Origin of the sequence: Actinophytocola sp., from assembly GCF_049647105.1 — a bacterium.
In the GTDB taxonomy this organism is placed as follows: Bacteria; Actinomycetota; Actinomycetes; order Mycobacteriales; family Pseudonocardiaceae; genus Actinophytocola.
Map to the genome: position 1 here is coordinate 1 of NZ_JBARWZ010000288.1, position 19620 is coordinate 19620.

The 19620-nt window shown below is 69.2% G+C and carries 22 protein-coding genes; 13 read left to right on the forward strand and 9 right to left on the reverse strand.

Annotated features, from left to right (window positions below; genetic code table 11):
* Positions 1–168: 168 nt before the first annotated feature.
* A complete protein-coding gene (locus WBA97_RS34225; RefSeq protein ID WP_424235138.1) occupies positions 169–1188 on the reverse strand; it encodes a LacI family DNA-binding transcriptional regulator in 1020 nt (339 codons plus the stop codon).
* Positions 1189–1321: 133 nt separating this feature from the next.
* On the opposite strand from WBA97_RS34225, the gene WBA97_RS34230 reads away from it, so the two are divergent.
* From WBA97_RS34230 to WBA97_RS34245, 4 genes are read left to right on the forward strand one after another with little or no spacing between them, the layout of a single operon-like run.
* Positions 1322–2614, forward strand: coding sequence for an ABC transporter substrate-binding protein (locus WBA97_RS34230; RefSeq protein ID WP_424235139.1), 1293 nt, complete (start codon positions 1322–1324; stop codon positions 2612–2614).
* Positions 2614–3606, forward strand: a complete 993-nt coding sequence (locus WBA97_RS34235) for a carbohydrate ABC transporter permease (protein ID WP_424235241.1) — start codon at positions 2614–2616, stop codon at positions 3604–3606. Before WBA97_RS34230 ends, WBA97_RS34235 begins: the two co-directional genes overlap by 1 nt.
* Entirely contained in the window at positions 3603–4463 is an 861-nt protein-coding gene (locus WBA97_RS34240) for a carbohydrate ABC transporter permease (RefSeq protein ID WP_424235140.1), read from the forward strand. The genes WBA97_RS34235 and WBA97_RS34240 overlap by 4 nt, the downstream gene beginning before the upstream one ends.
* A gap of 2 nt (positions 4464–4465) precedes the next feature.
* Positions 4466–5833: a GH1 family beta-glucosidase gene (locus WBA97_RS34245; protein WP_424235141.1), complete on the forward strand. Its 1368-nt coding sequence runs from the start codon at positions 4466–4468 to the stop codon at positions 5831–5833.
* A gap of 276 nt (positions 5834–6109) precedes the next feature.
* On the opposite strand, the gene WBA97_RS34250 is transcribed toward WBA97_RS34245, so the two are convergent.
* From WBA97_RS34250 to WBA97_RS34260, 3 genes are all read right to left on the reverse strand, one after another.
* Positions 6110–6526: a Fur family transcriptional regulator gene (locus WBA97_RS34250; RefSeq protein WP_424235142.1), complete on the reverse strand. Its 417-nt coding sequence runs from the start codon at positions 6524–6526 to the stop codon at positions 6110–6112.
* Complete coding sequence (locus WBA97_RS34255) at positions 6523–6906, reverse strand: ArsR/SmtB family transcription factor (RefSeq protein WP_424235143.1); 384 nt, start codon at positions 6904–6906, stop codon at positions 6523–6525. Before WBA97_RS34255 ends, WBA97_RS34250 begins: the two co-directional genes overlap by 4 nt.
* 64 nt (positions 6907–6970) lie before the next feature.
* A complete protein-coding gene (locus WBA97_RS34260) occupies positions 6971–7234 on the reverse strand; it encodes a DUF6703 family protein (protein ID WP_424235144.1) in 264 nt (87 codons plus the stop codon).
* Positions 7235–7421: 187 nt separating this feature from the next.
* On the opposite strand from WBA97_RS34260, the gene WBA97_RS34265 reads away from it, so the two are divergent.
* The 5 genes from WBA97_RS34265 (at position 7422) to WBA97_RS34285 (ending at position 12355) form a co-directional block, all read left to right on the forward strand.
* Positions 7422–8807, forward strand: coding sequence for a glycine--tRNA ligase (locus WBA97_RS34265; protein ID WP_424235145.1), 1386 nt, complete (start codon positions 7422–7424; stop codon positions 8805–8807).
* Between the two features lie 150 nt (positions 8808–8957).
* Positions 8958–9854: an ABC transporter ATP-binding protein gene (locus WBA97_RS34270; protein ID WP_424235242.1), complete on the forward strand. Its 897-nt coding sequence runs from the start codon at positions 8958–8960 to the stop codon at positions 9852–9854.
* Positions 9851–10579, forward strand: coding sequence for an ABC transporter permease (locus tag WBA97_RS34275; RefSeq protein ID WP_424235146.1), 729 nt, complete (start codon positions 9851–9853; stop codon positions 10577–10579). Before WBA97_RS34270 ends, WBA97_RS34275 begins: the two co-directional genes overlap by 4 nt.
* A 106-nt stretch (positions 10580–10685) precedes the next feature.
* Entirely contained in the window at positions 10686–11753 is a 1068-nt protein-coding gene (locus WBA97_RS34280; RefSeq protein WP_424235147.1) for a sensor histidine kinase, read from the forward strand.
* On the forward strand, positions 11750–12355 hold the full coding sequence (locus tag WBA97_RS34285) for a response regulator (RefSeq protein WP_424235148.1): 606 nt from the start codon (positions 11750–11752) through the stop codon (positions 12353–12355). Before WBA97_RS34280 ends, WBA97_RS34285 begins: the two co-directional genes overlap by 4 nt.
* Positions 12356–12481: 126 nt before the next feature.
* Here the strand turns inward: WBA97_RS34285 and WBA97_RS34290 are convergent, their stop codons facing one another.
* The 4 genes from WBA97_RS34290 to WBA97_RS34305 form a co-directional block, all read right to left on the reverse strand.
* The gene (locus WBA97_RS34290) at positions 12482–12964 is read right to left on the reverse strand and encodes a GNAT family N-acetyltransferase (RefSeq protein WP_424235149.1); all 483 of its coding nucleotides are present in this window, start codon (positions 12962–12964) and stop codon (positions 12482–12484) included.
* The gene (locus tag WBA97_RS34295) at positions 12961–13473 is read right to left on the reverse strand and encodes a glyoxalase superfamily protein (RefSeq protein ID WP_424235150.1); all 513 of its coding nucleotides are present in this window, start codon (positions 13471–13473) and stop codon (positions 12961–12963) included. Before WBA97_RS34295 ends, WBA97_RS34290 begins: the two co-directional genes overlap by 4 nt.
* 184 nt (positions 13474–13657) lie before the next feature.
* On the reverse strand, positions 13658–13837 hold the full coding sequence (locus tag WBA97_RS34300) for a hypothetical protein (protein WP_424235151.1): 180 nt from the start codon (positions 13835–13837) through the stop codon (positions 13658–13660).
* On the reverse strand, positions 13830–14783 hold the full coding sequence (locus WBA97_RS34305; protein ID WP_424235152.1) for a hypothetical protein: 954 nt from the start codon (positions 14781–14783) through the stop codon (positions 13830–13832). The genes WBA97_RS34300 and WBA97_RS34305 overlap by 8 nt, the downstream gene beginning before the upstream one ends.
* 163 nt (positions 14784–14946) lie before the next feature.
* Here WBA97_RS34305 and WBA97_RS34310 point away from each other — a divergent pair, with 163 nt between their 5' ends.
* Genes WBA97_RS34310 through WBA97_RS34325 form a run of 4 tightly spaced genes read left to right on the forward strand, consistent with a single transcriptional unit; the run spans position 14947 to position 18676 of the window.
* Positions 14947–15615 (forward strand): YdcF family protein, encoded by a 669-nt coding sequence (locus tag WBA97_RS34310; protein WP_424235153.1) that lies wholly within the window; start codon positions 14947–14949, stop codon positions 15613–15615.
* A 9-nt stretch (positions 15616–15624) separates the two neighbouring features.
* Positions 15625–16896 (forward strand): deoxyguanosinetriphosphate triphosphohydrolase, encoded by a 1272-nt coding sequence (locus WBA97_RS34315; protein WP_424235154.1) that lies wholly within the window; start codon positions 15625–15627, stop codon positions 16894–16896.
* 18 nt (positions 16897–16914) lie between these two features.
* On the forward strand, positions 16915–18033 hold the full coding sequence (locus WBA97_RS34320; protein ID WP_424235155.1) for a serpin family protein: 1119 nt from the start codon (positions 16915–16917) through the stop codon (positions 18031–18033).
* Between the two features lie 55 nt (positions 18034–18088).
* Positions 18089–18676 carry a carboxymuconolactone decarboxylase family protein gene (locus WBA97_RS34325; protein WP_424235156.1) on the forward strand — a complete coding sequence of 196 codons (588 nt, stop codon included), beginning with the start codon at positions 18089–18091 and terminating at the stop codon, positions 18674–18676.
* Here WBA97_RS34325 and WBA97_RS34330 read toward each other — a convergent pair.
* Entirely contained in the window at positions 18657–19592 is a 936-nt protein-coding gene (locus tag WBA97_RS34330; protein ID WP_424235157.1) for a sigma-70 family RNA polymerase sigma factor, read from the reverse strand. The genes WBA97_RS34325 and WBA97_RS34330 overlap by 20 nt on opposite strands.
* Between the last annotated feature and the right edge of the window lie 28 nt (positions 19593–19620).

Consider the following 19620-nt stretch of genomic DNA (forward strand, 5'->3'; position numbering starts at 1 on the left):
ACCCGCGAGTCCCCGGTTCGGGACCCGCGAGTTGGTGGTTCGGGACACCTCCCGGGTGCGTGAACCGCCAACTCAGCGGTCGTGAACCGAAGACTCGCGGGTTCTGAACCGTGGACTCGCGGGTTCTGAACCGTGGACTCGCGGGGTTTGGGTGTGGGGTTGGGGGGGTCAGGTTGAGTCGCGGACTGCCAGGGTTACTGGGAGGACTGTGGTTTCTGGGCGGATGGGGTCTCCGCTCAGGAGGGAAAGTAGTTTTTTCACCATTTCGCGGATTTGTTGGCGTGGGTCCTGGTGGATCGAGGTCAGTGGCGGTTCCATCGCGGGTGCGAGGGTTGGGTGGTCGTCGAAACCGATGACCGCCACTTCCTTCGGGACGGTTCGGCCCGCCGCGCGCAACGCCTTCATCGCGCCGGCGGCCATCAGGTCGCTCGCCGCGAAGACGGCGTCCAGGCCGGGGCAGCGGGCCAGCAGCTTGGCGGTCGCCGTCTCGCCGCTCGCCATCGTGAAGTCGCCCGGCTCGGACAGGTCGGTCGGGTCGAGGCCCGCCGACTCCAGCGCCTTCTGCCACCCCGCCAGGCGGTCGGCGGCCGCGGGGTGGTCGAGCATGCCCGTGACGGTGCCGATGCACCGGCGTCCCGAGCCGTACAGGTGTTCCACCGCCAGGCGGGCGCCGCCCTCGTTGTCGAAGTCGACCGCGTGGGCGCCGCGCTTGCCGGTACCCGGCCGCCCGCCGTACACCACGGGGATGCGCGCCAGCCGCAGCGCCGTCGGCAACGGGTCGCCCTTGTGCGGCGCGAACACGAGTGCGCCGTCCGCGTGTCCGCCCTCCAGGAACTTGATCGTCCTCGGCACGTCGTCGCGGGTGTCGACGAACATCAACAGCATCTGCACGCCGGCGTCGGACAGTTCGCGGAACGCGCCGTGCATCACTGACGCGAAGTACGGGTCGTCCAGTACGTTGGCCTCAGGCTCGGACAGGACCACCGCCACCGCACCGGTCCTGCGAGTCACCAGTGATCTTGCCGCCTGGTTGGGGGAGTAGCCGAGTTCGTGCGCAGCACCCAGCACCTTCTCCTTCGCACGGGTGCTCACGTAGGCGTCGTCGTTCAGGGCGCGTGACGCGGTCGAGCGGGAGACGCCCGCATACGCGGCCACGTCCTCCAGCGTCGGGCGCTCGTCCATCGGCATGACGGAAGTGTAACGGATTCTGGGAGCGCTCCCGGAAAGTCCTTGACACTTAGCCGTAACCAAGACCACACTCGGTACTCCCCAACTGGGAGCGCTCCCAGAATTCTGGACGCAAAGCAAAGGGACAACAGACGTGCGAAGCAACCAACGACGGGTGTTCGCCGGCGCGATCGCCCTTGCCGCCGCGGTGGGCCTGACCGCGTGTGGTGACGACTCCGGCGCCGACTCAGGATCTGGTTCGGGGCAGATCGAGCTGAGTATCGGCACCTTCACCGAGTTCGGCTACGAGGACCTCCTCAAGGAGTACGAGGACCTCCATCCGAACATCAAGATCACCCACCACAAGACCGGTCAGGGCGGTCCTTACCACCAGCAGCTGCTGACCAAGCTCGCCGCGAACTCCGGCCTGGAGGACGTGGTCGCGATCGAGGAGGGCCACCTCCCCGACGTAATCGACAAGCCACACCTGTTCAACAACCTGGCCGAGATCGGCCCGAAGGACGTGAAGCCGGAACGCTGGCTCGACTGGAAGTACCAGGCGGGCACCGCGAAGGACGGCACCTGGATCGGGTACGGCACCGACATCGGCCCGCTCGCCATGTGCTACCGCACCGACCTCCTGGCGGCGGCGAAACTGCCGACCGACGAGGCGTCGGTGAAGGCCATGTTCGAGTCGTGGGACTCCTACTTCGAGGCCGGCGACAAGTACACCAAGGCGACCGGCAAGGCGTGGTTCGACTCTGCCTCGCAGATCTTCAACGCGATGCAGAACCAGCTCGACGAGGGTTACCTGACCGAGGACGACAAGCTCGCGATCGAGTCCAACAAGGACATCAAGAGCAACTGGGACCAGGTGACCGCGGCCGCGGCGGGCGGGCAGACCGCCAAGCTCGTCGCGTTCAGCCCGGAGTGGAACGCGGGCTTCAAGCAGGGCGCGTTCGCCACGAAGACCTGCCCGTCCTGGATGCTCGGTGTGGTCAAGGAGCAGGCGGGTCCGGAGAACGCGGGCAAGTGGGCGGTCACCGACGCGTTCCCCAACGGTGGCGGCAACTGGGGCGGCTCCTTCCTCGCGGTGCCCAAGCAGTCCCAGCACCCCAAGGAGGCCGCTGAGCTCGCCGCGTGGCTGACGGCGCCGGAACAGCAGGTCAAGGCGTTCGAGAAGACCGGCAACTTCCCCAGCCAGGTCGAGGCGCTCGACTCACCGGAGCTGCTGGCCAGCACCAACGACTACTTCGGTGACGTGAAGGTCGGCCAGCTGTTCGCCACCATGGCGAAGAAGGTCGGCAAGGCCCAGTACAAGGGTCCCGGTGACGGCAAGATCCAGGAGAACGCCACGAGCCCAGCGCTGCAGGCGGTCGAGCAGGGCAAGTCGTCGGAGGAGGGCTGGCGGCAGGCGGTCGACGCCGCCAAGAAGATCGTCAAATGATGACCACGGTAACCGGGCGGGCGTCACACCAGGGGGTGGCGCCCGCCCCACCGCGGCCACCAAAGCTCACCTGGCGGCAACGACTGTCCAACATGGACGTCAAATGGTCGCCCTACATCTACATCGCGCCCTTCTTCATCGTCTTCGGCGTGGTGGGGCTGTTCCCGCTGCTGTACACGTCCTACCTGTCGCTGTTCGACCGTGACCTGCTCGACCTCGACGGCGTGTTCATCGGACTCGGCAACTACACGGAACTGTTGCGGGACAGCCAGTTCTGGAACGCCCTGGTCAACACGCTCAGCATCTTCGTGCTCTCCACGGGCCCGCAGATCGTGGTCGCCGTCGGGCTCGCGGCGCTGCTGAACACCCGGCTGCGCGCGCCAACGGGATGGCGCGTCGGGGTCCTGCTGCCGTACGTGGTGAGCCTCGTCGCCGTCGGGATCATCTTCGCCAACCTGTTCGGCCCCAATTACGGCCTGGTCAACGGGGTCCTGGAGCTGGTCGGCTTCGACCGGGTCGACTGGCAGAGCAACCGGTTCTTCTCCCACCTCGCCATCGCGACGATGGTGAACTGGCGGTGGACCGGCTACAACGCGCTCATCGTGCTGGCCGCGATGAAGGCGATCCCGAAGGAGATCCACGAGGCGGCGCTGATCGACGGGGCGTCGGCGGTGCGGCGCTTCTTCAGCATCACGCTGCCGCTGCTGCGACCCACCCTGATCTTCGTGGTCGTCACCTCGACCATCGGCGGGCTGCAGATCTTCACCGAGCCCAAGCTGTTCGACTCGATGCCGGGCTCCAACAACGGCGGCTCGTCCAACCAGTTCCAGACGATCACCTTGTACATGTACCAAACAGGCTTCGAGACACAGCGGCTCGGCTACGCGTCCGCGGTGGCCTGGGCACTGTTCCTCCTGATCATCGTCATCGCGGTCGTGAACTTCCTGCTGACACGGCGACTGGCATCGACCGGGGTGGAGGACGACCGATGACCGCATTGTCCATGCGTACGATCCGCCGCAAGGCGGACGGCGACAAACGGGCGTCGTTCTGGGCGTACGGGTTGCTGATCGCGTTCCTGATCGGCTCGGTGTTCCCGTTCTTCTGGTCGTTCCTGGTCGCCTCGCGGGACAGCTCGATGCTGACCGAGCGGGTGCCGCCACTGCTGCCCGGCGGGAACTTCCTGTCCAACGCGGCACGGGTGTTCGACACGGTGCCGTTCTGGAAGGCGCTGGGCAACAGCGTGGTCGTGTCCGGCACGGTCACGCTGACCACCGTGCTGTTCTCCACGATGGCCGGTTTCGCGTTCGCCAAGCTGCGGTTCCGCGGCCGCAACGGGTTGTTCCTGTTCGTGGTCGCCACGCTTGCGGTGCCGACACAGCTCGGCATCATCCCGCTGTACATGGCGATGGCGGAGTTCGGCTGGGCGGGCGAGCTGCAGGCGGTGATCGTGCCCAATCTGGTGACCGCGATCGGCGTGTTCTGGATGCGGCAGTACACCGCGCAGGTCGTGCCGTACGAGCTCATCGAGGCCGCACGTGTCGACGGCTGCTCGATGATCCGCGTGTACTGGCACGTCGTGCTGCCCGCGGTGCGGCCCGCGGCGGCGTTTCTCGGCATGTTCACGTTCATGACGTCGTGGAACGACTTCCTGTGGCCGCTGGTGGTGCTCAACGCCGAGAACCCCACCGTGCAGATCGCGCTGGAGCGGCTGCAGAGCGGTTACTACGTCGACTACTCACTCGTACTGGCCGGCACGACGCTGGCCACCATTCCGATCTTGATCGTGTTCGTCGTGCTCGGCCGCCAGATCGTGGCCGGGATCATGCAGGGCGCTGTGAAGGGGTGACCATGTCAGTTGTGCCGGAACAGTCGGAGTCCGTCGCACTCCGCTTCCCGACAAGTTTCGTGTGGGGCGCGGCCACCGCGTCGTTCCAAGTGGAGGGTGCCATCTCGGCCGACGGCCGTGTGGACTCCATCTGGGACGAGTTCTGCCGCCGCCCCGGCGCCGTCCACAACGGCGACACTGGCGAGCCGGCCGCGGACCACTACCGCCGCTATGTCGACGATGTCGCCATGATGAAGTCGCTCGGCCTCGGTGCGTACCGGTTCTCGGTGGCGTGGCCGCGACTGGCGGACCTCGGCTTCTACGACCGGCTGGTGGATGAGTTGCTGGAGAACGGGATCAGCCCGTGGGCGACGCTCTACCACTGGGATCTGCCCCAGTCGCTCGAGGAGAAGGGCGGATGGACCAACCGCGACACCGCCTATCGGTTCGCGGACTACGCGTCCGCGGTGGTCGGCAGGCTCGGTGACCGGGTCACGGGGTGGCTGACGCTGAACGAGCCGTGGTGCTCGGCGTTCGCGGGGTACGCGAGCGGCAGGCACGCGCCGGGAGTCACGTCCGGCAGTGCGGCGATCGCGGCCGTGCACCATCTGCTGCTCGGCCACGGCCTTGCGATGCAGGAGATCACCGCGCAGGCACCGAACACGCCGGCGGGCATCACGCTGAACCTGTTCCCGGTCCACCCGGCGAGCGACTCGCCTGCGGACCTCGACGCGGCGCGCCGCATCGACGGCCTGCAGAACCGGATCTTCACCGCCCCGGTGCTGCGCGGCGAGTACCCGGACGACCTGCTGACCGACCTCGCGCCGTACGGCCTGCCGGACCTGATCCAGGACGGGGATCTCGCCACGATCAGCGCGCCGATCGACATGCTGGGCGTGAACTACTACCGCGCGTACCTGGTCGAGGCCGGTGGCGAGCCGGACGGCCCGTCGGAGTGGGTGGGCGCGGAGGACGTGCGGTTCCTGACGTCCGGACACCCGAGGACGGAGATGGACTGGGAGGTCCAGCCGGAAGGGCTGACCGAGCTGCTGGTTTCGCTCAACGAGCAGAGCCCGGGCCTGCCGATGTACATCACCGAGAACGGCGCCGCGTACCCGGACACCCTGACCGACGGCGTGGTCCGGGACACCGACCGCATCACGTTCCTGGACGGCCACCTGCGAGCGTCGCACGCGGCGATCGAGCAGGGTGTCGACCTGCGCGGCTACTTCTGCTGGTCGTTGATGGACAACCTCGAGTGGGCGGCGGGCTACGCGAAGCGGTTCGGCCTGGTGCACGTGGACTTCGAGACACAGAAGCGAACGCTGAAGGACAGTGCGCGGTGGTACGCGGGCGTCATCGGCCGGAACGGCCTGCTCGCGGACGGCTGACCTACCGGGGGCCGGCCTCCGGCCCCCGGTGACCAGCCTCCCACGGACCACCGACAACGGGGACGCAGGAAGCGGCGGTTGTACACAGGCCAACCGCCGCTTTCCTCGTTGTCCACAAAGGCCCCACAACACGACGATTCCTGTCGGTGGCGCCCCGTAGCCTTGAACCCGGGGGCCGGAGGCCACGCCGTCGGTGAGTTGTCCACAGCTCAGGCGCACCACGGCGGTTCTGTCGGTGCCCCGGCCTAGGCTGGAATCGGGGGCCGGAGGCCGCGGTCAGCTCGCGCAGGTCTCACACGTGCCGAAGACCTCGACCGTGTGGCTGATCTCCGAGAAGCCGTTCTCCGCGGCGACCTTCTCCGCCCACTTCTCGACCGCCGGGCCCTCGACCTCGACCGTGCGGCCGCAGGCGCGGCAGACCAGGTGGTGATGGTGGTGGCGCGAGCAGCGGCGGTACACGGCCTCGCCGCTGCCGATGCGCAGCACGTCGATCTCGCCCGCGTCCGCCAGGGACTGCAGCGTTCGGTAGACGGTGGTCAGGCCGATGCCCTCGCCCCGCGTGCGGAGTTCCTCGTGCAGGTCCTGCGCGGAGCGGAACTCGTCGAGCTGCTCGAGCAGGCCTGCCACCGCCGCGCGCTGCTTCGTCGAGCGCCTTCCCGGGACGGTGGGGGTGCGGCGTTCGCCATTCGTCACTTGCCGGCCCCTTCCTCCACGTGCGCAACCGCGTCCACGACGATGTGCGACAGGTGTTCGTCGACCAGACGGTAGACCACTTCGCGGCCGTGGCGTTCGCCGTTGACGACGCCGGCCGACTTCAGCACGCGCAGATGCTGGCTGATCAACGGCTGCGCCACACCGAGCGTCTCCACCAGTTCGTGGACGCAGCGGTCGTGTGCGCGCAACTCCAGGACGATGGCGATCCGGACGGGCGCCGCCAGTGCGCGGAGCAGGTCACCGGCCGCCGACAGCGTGTGCACCGGGCGGTGTTCGGCTCGGGTGACCGTCGGACGGTCGGCCGAGTGCGGGGTGGCCAGATCCGGGGACGAGGTGGCATCCGAGGTCACGGCGGACATCGTCCTCTCGGTCGGTTGCTGATACAGATATTGGTTACCGTGTTCAACATCCTAGGCGCCCGGGCTATTTCGTCAGCAGTACCGACACAGCGACGGCCGTCAGCACGGCCAGGATGAACACGCGGCCTGCCCGCTCGGCCGGCGACAGCGTTTGCCAGGTCACGGCGAGCAACACCCCGATGCCCACCCCCAGGGCACCCAGCAGCAGTGCGCCGATCCCGCCGCCCACCAGGATGCCGACCACGAAGACGACGGCGACCAGCAGGAACGCCGCGAACGGAGGCATCCGGGACAGTGGACCGTCGCCCTCGATCAGCTTCGCTTTCATCGAGCGCCTCGTGCGCACATGTCCTCCTTATGGCGGTATCCGGCTACTGTCGGCAACCTCGGTGCGGGGTTCGACGAGCGGAAATCACCCGTTCGTGGCGACCGCCTGCCGAGTAGTCTTTGTCGGCCGCGCCCCGTCAACCGCCATTGAACGCCATGGCCGCGAGTGCGAGACAGTTGGAGTGCTCATGCCCGCCGATCGCGTCGACACCGTCGTCAGCCTGTGCAAGCGCAGGGGCTTCGTCTACCCGTGCGGGGAGATCTACGGCGGTACCCGGTCGGCGTGGGACTACGGGCCGCTCGGCGTCGAACTGAAGGACAACATCAAGCGCGAGTGGTGGCGCACGATGGTGCAGCGGCGCGAGGACGTCGTCGGCATCGACTCGTCCGTGATCCTGCCCAAGCGGGTGTGGGAGGCCTCCGGGCACGTCTCCGCGTTCCACGACCCGCTGGCCGAGTGCACCGCGTGCCACAAGCGGTTCCGCGCCGACCAATTGGCCGAGGAGTACTCCGCGCGCAGCGGCACGAAGGTCACCGAGGCCGACCTGTCCGCCGTGCCGTGCCCGTACTGCGGTGTCCGCGGCGGGTTCACCGAGCCGCGCGAGTTCAACATGATGCTCAAGACCCACCTTGGGCCGGTCGAGTCCGACGAGGGCCTGCACTACCTGCGGCCGGAGACCGCGCAGGGCATCTTCGTGAACTTCCTGAACGTGCTCACCACCTCGCGGCGCAGGCCCCCGTTCGGCATCGGGCAGATCGGCAAGTCGTTCCGCAACGAGATCACGCCGGGCAACTTCATCTTCCGGACCCGTGAGTTCGAGCAGATGGAGATGGAGTTCTTCGTCGAGCCCGGCAGCGACGAGGAGTGGCACCGGTACTGGATCGACGAGCGCATGCGCTGGTACACCGACCTCGGCATCAAGCCCGACAACCTGCGGTTCTACGAGCACCCGGCCGAGAAGCTGTCGCACTACTCCAAGCGCACGGTCGACATCGAGTACCGCTTCCAGTTCGGCGGCCAGGAGTGGGGTGAACTGGAGGGGATCGCCAACCGCGCCGACTTCGACCTCACCACCCACACCAACCACTCCGGTGTGGACCTGTCGTACTTCGACCAGGCGACCAACTCGCGCTACCGGCCGTTCGTCATCGAGCCCGCCGCGGGCGTGGGTCGTCCCATGATGGCGTTCCTGCTCGACTCGTACCGCGAGGACGAGGCGCCCAACGCCAAGGGCGGCGTCGACAAGCGCTCCGTGCTCAGCCTCGACCGCAGGCTCGCGCCGGTGAAGGCCGCGGTGCTGCCGCTGTCGCGCAACCCCGATCTCACGCCGAAGGCCCGCGACCTCGCCGCGTCTCTGCGCAAGTACTGGAACATCGACTTCGACGACGCGGGTGCGATCGGTCGTAGATACCGCCGCCAGGACGAGATCGGCACCCCGTTCTGCGTGACCGTCGACTTCGACACGCTGCAGGACCAGGCCGTGACGGTCCGGGAGCGCGACTCGATGGTCCAGGAGCGGGTGTCGCTGGACAAGCTCCAGGGCTACCTGGCGGGTCAACTGCTCGGCTGCTGACCTTCTGCGGACCTTCCGCCCTGACGTTTGTCACGGTGAGGTGGTGACGCTCGGCCTGCGTGCCCTCGGTCCCCACGCAGCATCGTGGACAGCGTGAACACGAAACAGATCTCCCAGGGCGGCAGCAGGACCTCGGCGGGGACCGCGGTCATGCTGACCGGTCTGCGCAAGACCTATGGGGACGTCCGCGCGGTCGACGGGCTCGACCTGGTGATCGCGCCGGGCGAGGTGGTCGCGCTGCTCGGCCCGAACGGCGCAGGCAAGTCGACCACCGTCGACATGCTGCTCGGCCTGACGCGGCCCGACGCTGGCAACGTCACCATCTTCGGCTCGAGCCCGCACGACGCGGTCGCCACCGGCGCGATCGGCGCCATGTTGCAGGGCGGCGCCCTGCTCGACGACGCGACCGTCGGCGAGACCGTCGGCATGGTCGCCTCGCTGCACCGCAAGCCGATGCCGGTCGCGGAGGCGTTGCGCCGCAGCGGCATCTCCGACCTCGTTGCCCGCCGCTGCAACAAGCTCTCCGGCGGCCAGAAGCAGCGCGTGCGGTTCGCCGTCGCCCTCGTGAGCGACCCGGACCTGCTCGTGCTCGACGAGCCGACCGCGGCCATGGACGTCCAGAGCCGACGCGACTTCTGGAAGTCCATGCACGGCTTCACCAGCACCGGCCGCACGGTCCTGTTCGCCACCCACTACCTGGAGGAGGCGGAGAACTACGCCGACCGCGTGGTCCTCATGCGTGCCGGGCGGATCGTGGCCGACGGCTCGGTCGCCGAGGTGACCTCGCTCGTGTCCGGCCGCGTCATCCGCGCCGCCGTGCCGGGCGCTGCCGAGGCAGCACTCGCCGTGCTGCCTGCGGTGACCGAGGTGGAGGTTCGCGCCGCCAAGGTGGCCATCTCCTCGCGCGACTCCGACACCACCCTGCGGGCCCTGCTCGCGACCTTCCCGCAGGCGCACGACATCGAGGTGACCGCCGTGGGCCTCGAAGGCGCCTTCCTTTCCCTCACCACCGGTGCCGACACCCGGAACGGAGCTGACCTGTCATGAGCTTCGGCTACCTCGCGGTCGAGGTGCGGCGCGTGCTGCGGAGCACCCGGTTCCTGATCTTCTCCGTGGTTTTCCCCGTCCTGTTGTTCCTCCTCTACGTCGGGATCTTCGCGGCTGGTGACCGTGCGATCGTCGGCATCCTGATGGTCAACATGACCGCGTTCGGCGCCTTGTCCGCCACGTTGTTCGCGGGTGGCCGCCTCGCTGTCGAGCGTTCCGCCGGGTGGCAGCGACAGCTACGCCTCACCCCGTTGACCGGCGCCGGCTACCTCACCGCCAAGGGCGTCACCGCGATGCTGCTCGCCCTGCCCGCCGTGGTGCTGGTGCCGTTGATCGGCGGCGTTGCCGAAGGCGTGGCGCTCGACGCGGCGGGCTGGATGCGTGTCACGGTCGGGATCTGGCTCGCCGTCATCCCGTTCGCCCTGATCGGGTTGCTCATCGGTCAGCTCGGCACGCCGGACGGCATCCAGCCGATCATGAGTCTCACGATGATGGTGATGAGCCTGCTCGGCGGCATCTTCATCCCCGTCGACACGATGCCGCCGTGGCTGCTCGACGTCGCGCAGATCCTCCCTTCGTACTGGCTCGGCCAGGTCGGCCGGGGTGCGGTGACCACCGACCTGTCGGTGGACCTCGGCAAGGCGGTGCTGGTGCTCGCCGTGTGGACGGTGGCGGTCGGCATCGGGGTGATCCGCCGGTACCGCCGCGACAGCGCGCGGGTGTGAAGACGCCGGGAGTCGTACGGTGAACGTCGTGGCAGAGCAGCGGAAATCGGACGGGTGGGCGTGGCCTCAGCAACAGAGGTGGCCGCCCACCCGTGCTGGTCGTGTCGTGGGCATCGTGCTGCCGGTGATGGTCCTGTGTTACCTGGTGACCCCGCTTCACCAGGTGTTCGACGAACCACACACTGGGGTGGTCCGGTTCGCTGTCGTGTCGCTGGTCGTGGTCTACGCGGGTGTCTACATCGCGGTCGCCGTGCCCACCACGTGGCCGCCGCGATGGGCACGGGCCGTCGCGGTGATCGTGATGAGCGCCTGCGGGATCGGCCTGGCGGTGGTCCTCGGCCCCGACGACCTCGTCTTCATGACGTACGCGGTGTCCGCGGCGCTCATCCAGACCCCGCCGATGGCCGGTCTCCTGCTCGGCCTCGGCGCCACCACCGCTCTGCTGGTCGGTACCACCATCGCCGAAGGTGGCCCCGACCTGAACTCGGCGTCGATCCTCGTGGTCCTCACCGTCACCTTGTTCGGCACCAGGCAGGTGATCCTCTCCAACGCGGAGCTGCGGGCCGCCCGCGACGAGATCGCGACGCTGGCCGTCGCCGAGGAACGCGCCAGGATGGCCCGCGACCTGCACGATGTGCTCGGCCATAGTCTCACCACGATCACCGTGAAGGCCGGGCTGGCGCGGCGGATCCTCGAGAGCTCCGGCGACGGCGACAGGGCGATCATCGAGCTGCGGGACGTCGAGCACCTGTCGCGCACCGCGCTCACCGAGGTGCGGTCGACCGTGTCGGGGTATCGCAAGGCGTCGCTGCCCGCGGAGCTCGTCGGCGCCAGGGTGGCGTTGGCCGCGGCGGAGATCACGGCCGACCTGCCGCACGCGGTCGACAACGTGCCTGCCGAGTTGCAGGAGCCTTTCGCGTACGTACTTCGGGAGGGAGTCACGAACGTGATCAGGCACTCCGGCGCGCGGCGCTGCGAGGTGCGCCTTGGCCAGTCGTGGATCGAGATCCGCGACGACGGGACGGGTGTTCACGGTGACGGCTCCTCCTCCGGCCACGGGCTCGGCGGTCTTACCGAACGGCTCGCGGCGGTCGGCGGGTCGCTGACGGCCGGGCCCGCGCCCGACGGCGGGTTCGTCGTGCGGGCGAGCGTGTCGTCGGTGGTGACCGCGTGATCAGGGTCCTGCTGGCCGACGACCAGGCCTTGGTGCGTGGTGCGCTTGCCGCGATGCTCGGGCTGGAACCGGACATCGAGGTCGTGGCGCAGGTCAGCTCCGGCGACGACGTGGTGCGGTCGGCACGCGAGGCGAAGCCCGACGTGGCGCTGCTGGACGTGCAGATGCCGGGCAAGGACGGGATCACCGCGGCGGCGGAGCTGCATCGGGAGCTGCCTTCCTGTCGGATCGTGGTGTGCACGACGTTCGGTCGGCCCGGGTATCTCAGCCGGGCGATGGCGGCGGGTGCGGTCGGGTTCGTGGTGAAGGACGCGCCGCCGGAACAGCTGGTCGACGCGGTGCGGCGGGTCCACTCCGGACTCCGGGTCGTGGACCCGGCGCTGGCGGCCGAGTCGCTGGCCACGGGACAGAGCCCGCTGACCGACCGCGAGCGGGACGTGCTGCGGGTGGCCAGCTCCGGCGGCACCATCGCCGACGTGGCACGCACGCTGTCGCTGTCCCAGGGAACGGTCCGCAACCACCTGTCGGCCGCGATCGGCAAGACCGGGGCGCGGACACGTGCGGAGGCGGCGAAGCTCGCCGAGGACCGTGGCTGGCTCTGACCCGCCCGTCGCTTGTGGACGGACGAACACGCGGACCACCATGGGGCGCTGCGAGTGCCGCCATCACCCCGAGCTGTCACGTCCCGTCGGTGACGGTTCGGTGAGCACCGTGCCCGCGTGGAGCCGTCAGCTCGTGCGGACGTGGAGGTGCCCGGGTAATGGCCAGGGCGGGGTCGCGGGCAGCGTTTCCTTCAGCAGGAAGCCGGACTTCTCGGCGACGCGACAGGACGCCGCGTTGTCGGTCTGGTGGCGGAGTTCCAGTGTGGTGGCGCCGTTGCCGAGTGCCCAGTCCGCCAGTGCGCGGACGCCCCGGGAGGCCACGTCGCGGCCGCGGGCGTGGGCCGCTGTCCAGTAGCCGACCTCGACCCGGCGCTTCACCACCACGCAGCCGACGAGCCGCTCATCGTCGACGACGGCGAAGCTGTGCCGGTTGCCCGTCTGCCAACCTTCTTGCTGGGCCGCCACCCACGCGGTCGCTTCTTCCGTTGTGGTGACCGGAACCCGCACCCAGCGGCGCATCGCAGGGTCGCGGTAGATCGCCACGAGCGCGGCCGCGTCGCTGTCCTCCCACTGGCGCAGGACAAGGCCTTCGGCCGTCAGCGTGGTCATCGGTCCACCACCTGACAGAAGCGGATGACGTTGGCGAACGGGTCGATGATCGTCAGGGTCGGGCCACCCGGCGCGTGTTCGTCGACGCCCGGTCGTTGCCGAGGATGGTTCTTGGCCGACAGCTCGCCGTGCAGGGCGTGGACGTCGGTCACCGGTACCCACACCGCGGAGCCAGGTGTGCCGTCGCCGTGGTGCTCGGACAGGTCGATGACGAGCTGGTCACGTCGAATCCTTGTGTACAGCGGCATGCCGGGTTCGAAGCGGTGCTCCCACTCGACGGTGCAGCCGAGGTAGTCGACGTAGAACTCGCGTGCCATGGCCTCGTCGAAGATGCGGAGGATCGGCACCGCGGTGCCGATGTCGCCCGCGAGTTTCGCCGACGCCGTGTTCCAGTCCCGGTGGCCGAGCTGGTGAGCAACGATCTCCAGCGCCTTGCTGTGGCTGAGGTCGGGAACGTCCGCGCGCAGCGCTCGGGCGGCACGTTTGGCTTCGAAAAGGGGAATGGTCATGAGATCACCCACGTGTTCCGGTGCCGTGCTGCCGCAGCGCCCGCGTTGCTGACGGTGGCACCGTGTGTCGTCGGTGACCGTTGGCTCGTCCCGATGTGTTCACCATGCCGTGTCCAGCGCGGGCGGCGGGTCACATCGAACCCACTGACGAGCCTACCGCCGCCGGGTGGTGCGGTGGTCGGGTTCATGGCGTCTCCAACGGGTTGTCGTGCGAGGTGGACAGCAGGAGCCGTTCCTCAGGTGAGGTCAGGTTGCGCACCAGGCGTGCGCCCAGCGCGGGTGGTTCGCAGGCGAGCTGGTGCAGGAGCGTGCGCAGCCGGGTGGCCGCCGCGGTGTTCGTCAGGACCTGGGCGTCGTCACTCATGGGCGGTCACGTCCGGGCGTGGGCGGGTGGCGGCCTGGTCGTAGGCGCCGCGTAGCAGTTCGGCGACCGCGGTGGGATCGTCGCGCAGTTGCGTCGGCGGGGTGTGCACCACGAGCACGCCGCAGGCGGTCAGCCTGGCCGCCCTGCGCAGCGTCGACTTGGCGTCCGCGGCGGAGAGGTCGAACGCATAGGAGTCGACCTCCCACGCCAGCCCGACCTCGTCCCACCACGCGTCGGCGGTCGCCACGTGCGAGCCGTTCGCCGACGTGATCGGGACCCGCCAGGCGGGCTGGACCAGACCCGCCTGCTGGACCAGGCGTTTCGCCCAGCCTTGCGCCACCGAGCGCACCTTGTCGTCGATCTCGGCCAGCATGCGGCGGGGGAGCGCGGTGCCCCGGGCGCCCACCCGGTCGAGCTCGTCGCGCAGCGTCGCCGGGGTGACCTTGCCGCGGTAGATCGACTCGCCAAGCAGCGCGCGGACGTGTTCGGCTGCCTTCGCACGGCGACAGGTGTCGATCGTCGCTCTCGGTAGCGGGGCCACCGGGAAACCGGCGAGGTGCAGTGGTTCCGGAAGCTGGTGGGTGCGTTCGAAGAGGACGCCGTCCACCAGCCTGGGTTGTCGGCGCGGCGGGACGAGCAGGTGCACCGGTCCGTCCAGCCTCGCGGCCGTCATGTCGTGCAGTGCCAGCGCGTCCACCCCGGTCAGCACGGCCTCCGGGCCCGCGACGGTGAGCGCGGCGTGGATGCGCTGGATCCTGCTCGGCGGCTGGTTCGTGAGCAGCACCAGCCCCGACTCCAGTCGCTGCCACGGACCGCCCGCCCGGCATCGCTCGTGGATCGCGCGGCCGGTGAGGCCCAGCGCGATGAGTTCGGTGGCGGGTGCCACGAGGTGGTCGAAGACGCGTGGGATGGCGTCGAGGTCCAGGAGTGCTCGGTTGTCGTTCACACCCGCAAGCAAACCCGAAGCCACCGGCTCCCGCCGCCCCTCAAGATCGTCATGTGGACAACTGCACCGGCTGTGGACAACTCACCGTCAAGCAACCTCCACCACCCCACCCGCGTCAGGGCTCGCGGGTAACATCCGAAGTTTTGGATACGCGTCTGGAAGGATGGCGGGAGTGAGCCACGACGAGCCGAGACCCGTGCGCAGGTTCCTGCGGCGCCTCGTCCTCGGTGTGCTCATGGTCGGTCTGCTCGTCGTCGGCGGCACCGGGTTCCGGGTCTGGCAGGTTGCCCGCGGTGACGACCGCGCGACCGCCGATGTGGTGCTCGTCCTCGGCGCCGCCCAGTACGCGGGCACCCCGTCGAAGGTCCTCGAAGCCCGGTTGCGGCACGCAAAGAACCTCTACGACGAGGGCGTCGCGCCCTACATCGTCACGACCGGCGGCAACCAGCCCGGCGACACGTACACGGAGGCCGCGGCCGGCGTCCGCTGGCTCACCGAGCACGGCGTGCCGGAGGACCATGTCATCCCGGTCGGCGAGGGCAACGACACCCTGGGCAGTATCAAGGCCGCCGCCGAGGAGATCCACGACCACGGCTGGAAGAGCGCGGTGATCGTGAGCGATCCGTGGCACTCGCTGCGTGCCAGGACCATGGCGTCCGACCTCGGCCTCGACGCGTGGTCATCGCCGACGCACAGCGGCCCGATCGTCCAGACCAGGCAGACGCAGGTCCGCTACATCCTGTACGAGACCGCGGCGCTCCTGTACTACCGCGCGACCAAGGCGCCCGCCGACAACATCGGTGTGCCTGGAAATGTCGGCGCGGACAAGTAGCCTCCCCGCATGATTACGGGGTACGGCGAGCACGATGTCGCGCGGTGGTTCGCGGAGCAGGAGAAGGACGCGCTGCTGCCCGACTCACCGCCGTCGCTGCGTAGTCCCTTCTCCCGGGACCGTGCCCGCGTGCTCCACTCGGCCGCGTTGCGCCGCCTTGCAGGCAAGACGCAGGTCGTTGGCCCCGGCGAGGGGTCCGAGGTGAGCGGTGTGCCACGTACCCGGCTCACCCACTCGCTCGAGGTCGCGCAGATCGGCAGGGGCATCGCGGAGGATCTCGGCTGCGATCCGGACCTCGTGGAGATGGCGGGCCTCGCCCACGACATCGGTCACCCGCCGTTCGGGCACAACGGCGAACGCGCGCTCGACGCGGTGGCCCAGGCCTGCGGCGGGTTCGAGGGCAACGCCCAGACGCTGCGGATCCTGGCCCGTCTCGAGCCCAAGATCGCCGACCACGGCCTCAACCTCACCCGCGCGTCCCTCGACGCCGCCACGAAGTACCCGTGGCCGCGCATCGCGGGTACCAGCAAGTTCGGCGTCTACGGGGACGACCTGCCGGTGTTCGAGTGGCTGCGTGCCGGTGCCCCCGGGGACCGGTGCTGCATCGAGGCGCAGGTCATGGACTGGGCCGACGACGTCGCCTACTCGGTACACGACGTCGAGGACGGTGTGCGGGCGGGGCGCATCGCCGTTCGCGAGCTGACCGACCCGGTCGAGCGGGCCGTGGTGGCTGAGCTCGCCGCGAAGTACTTCAGCAACGAGCCGGTGTCTGCGCTGGAGGACGCGGCGCGTGACCTGCTCCGGCTGCCGGTCGTGTCGGCCCTGAGCGTGCCGGGGTATGACGGTTCGCTCACCTCGCAGGTCGCGTTGAAGCGGCTCACGAGCGAACTGGTCGGCCGGTTCGTGTCCGCCGCTGTCACCGCCACCCGTGCCGCTCACGGCGGAGGGGTCCTGACCAGGTACGGCGCCGATCTCGTGGTGCCGCCCAGGGTGGCGGCGGAGGTGGCGCTGTTGAAGGCGGTCGCGGTGCGGTACGTGATGAGCGACGTGCAGCGGCTCGCGTTGCAGGCGCGTCAGCGGGAGTGGCTGACCGAGCTGGTGGCGGTGCTGGCCGACCGAGGACCGGACGCGCTGGAGCCCGCGTTCGTGCCCGCATGGGAACACGCGCCTGGCGACGCGGAGCGGCTGCGTGTGGTGATCGACCAGGTGGCGTCGCTGACCGACGCGCAGGCGGTCAGCTGGCACCGCGCTCTTGTCGCCGGCCGGAAATCGTCGGAGTGACGTGGCACACTCGATGACATGGCTGAACCGGTGACCCATCTCGCGTACGCACTCACTCTGCACCGGGCCACCGCGCCGAACCTCACGACCAACGCGTGCTGGTCGCCGTTCTCGGTGGCGAGTGCGCTCGGGCTGGTCGCCCAGGGCGCCAGAGGGCTGACCCGTGACGAGCTGGCCGTGCTGCTGGTGGGGGAGAAGTCAGGTGACCTCGCCGAGCTTGGGGCTCTGCTGACCCGTGCCGGTGTGCTGGAGCAGCACCGCGACAACGAGGACGAGCCGGTCATCGCCGTCGCCAACACGCTGTGGGCGGACGAGTCGATCGACGTGTACGCCTCCTATGTGGACGAGCTGGGGCGCTGGTCGAGCGGCATGGTGCGGGAGGCGCCGTTCCGGGAGAACCCGCCGAGGACTCGCGACATGATCAATGTGGACGTCGCGAAGACGACCCGGGACCTCATCCCCGAGCTGTTGCCGCCCGACGCGATCCAGGCCGACACGGTGTCGGCGCTGGTCAACGCGTTGTACCTGAAATGCGCGTGGAAGCAGCGGTTCGCGGAGGGCGCGACGGCGTCGCGGCCGTTCCACACCCCGGGCGGCGCCAAGGACGTGCCGACCATGGAGCTGTCGGAGCGGATCGGCTACGCGGCCACGGACGGGTGGCAGGTCGTCAGCCTGGCCGCCGTGGGTGGCGTCGAGGCCGTCGTCCTGCTGCCGGACGCCGAGCTCGCGACCGAGGAACCCGAGCTCGACGCGGAGCGGCTGGCCCGCCTGCTGGACGCGCCCCGGCACCAGCAGGTCCGGCTGTGGCTGCCGAAGGTCGACGTGCGCATGCAGGCCGAGCTGTCACCACCGCTCAACGAGGTCGGTGTGCGGACGGTGTTCAGCCGGGACGCCGACCTCGGTGGGATCACCGCGAGTGAGCTGGCCGTGCAGGCCGTGCTGCACGAGTCGGTGCTGAAGCTCGACGAGCAGGGCCTGGAGGGTGCGGCGGCCACGGCGGTGATGATGCGGCTCATGTCGTTGCCGACGGGGGAGCCGGTCGAGGTGCACGTGGACCGGCCGTTCCTGCTTGTGGTCCGCCACAGGGAGACCGGGGTCGTGTACTTCCTCGCGCGTGTGGTCGATCCCGCCGAGTGAGGCTGTCACACACCGCGGCTCCTCCTCGTCCAGATCATGAAACGAGGAGGAGACAATGCCCAGAGTTCCTGGCTTGGCAACAAAAGACGCGGGGCCCGTGATCCGCATCGGCTACTGGTTCGCGAAGCGGCGGTTCAAGGTCGTGCCGGAGCCGTTCTCGGTGCTGGCCCGGCACCGGAAGCTGTTCATGGCCGCCGCGCGGCACGAGCTGGCCGCCGAGAAGGCCAGCCGGAAGCTGCCGGCCAACGTGCGTGAACTGGCGGTGTACCGGGTCGCGCAGCAGCTCGGCTGCTCATGGTGCGTGGACTTCGGCACCATGCTGCAGAAGCACGAGGGGCTGGACGTCGAGCGGCTCAAGCACATCAACGACTACCTGACCTCGCCGACCTACACGCGGCAGGAGCGGCTGGCCGTCGCCTACGCCGACGCGATGACCGACACCCCGGTCAGCGCCACCGACGAGCAGCTCGCGGAGCTGCGGGCGGAGTTCGGTGACGAGGGCGTGATCGAGCTGACCTACCAGATCGGCCTGGAGAACATGCGGGCCCGGACCTACAGCGCGCTCGACATCCGGGACCAGGGCTTCAGCTCAGGGGACGCCTGCCGGCTCCCCGAGGCCGACCTCAGAAGCGCAGGTGCGTGAGCTTCTCCGGATTGCACATGTCGTAGATCCCGGTCACCTGCCCGTCCCGGATGTCGAACGTCGTGACCCGCCGGTCGACCCTGATCAGGTCGCCATCGGCGGGCACTTCCGGGATCGCCATGCCGATCTGGCCGTTGACCACGACGAGCTCGCCGCTCAGGATCCGGTGGACGCCGTACATCTTGATGAGCCCGAGAAGGAACCGGGAGATCTTGTCGGCACCGACCATGTGGCGGCGGGAGGTGCGGGCCTTGCCGTTGCTGTCGCCGATGAGCACCGCGTCCGGGTGCAGTGCCTGGACGACGCTGTTCAGGTCGCCGGACAGGATCGCCGCCAGCAGGCGCTCGATGAGCGCCCGCTGCTCCGCGAGATCCGCGAGCCGGGGCGGCTCCGCGTCCGCCACCGCGCGCCTGCCTCGGGACGCGTGCTGGCGGGCGGTCGCCTCGGTGACACCGAGGAGCTCCGCGATCTCCCCGAACGGCACGGAGAACGCGTCGTGCAGCACGAAGGCGACGCGCTGCTCCGGCGTCAGCTTGTCCAGCACCACGAGTGTGGCCAGCCGAACCTGCTCGTCCCGCACGACTGTCTCGAGTGGATCGTCGCCGGGCTGTGTGCCGTACGGGGTGACGATCGGCTCCGGCAGCCACGGGCCCACGTAGCGCTCGCGTTGCGCGGCGGCCGAGCGCAGCCGGTCGAGGCAGAGGTGGCCGACGACGGTCGTGAGCCAGCCCCGGAGGTCCCGGATCTCGGCGCGGCGGGCCTCGTCGAGCCCGGCCAGTCGCAGCCACGCCTCCTGGACCGCGTCCTCGGCGTCGGAGATCGTGCTGGTCAACCGGTACGCGACACCGATCAGGTGCGCGCGGTGCGTCGAGAACTCCTTTGCGAGGACATCATCGCTGACCGTCACACCCGCCATCCTACTTACGGCGAGGACGCCTAGACTC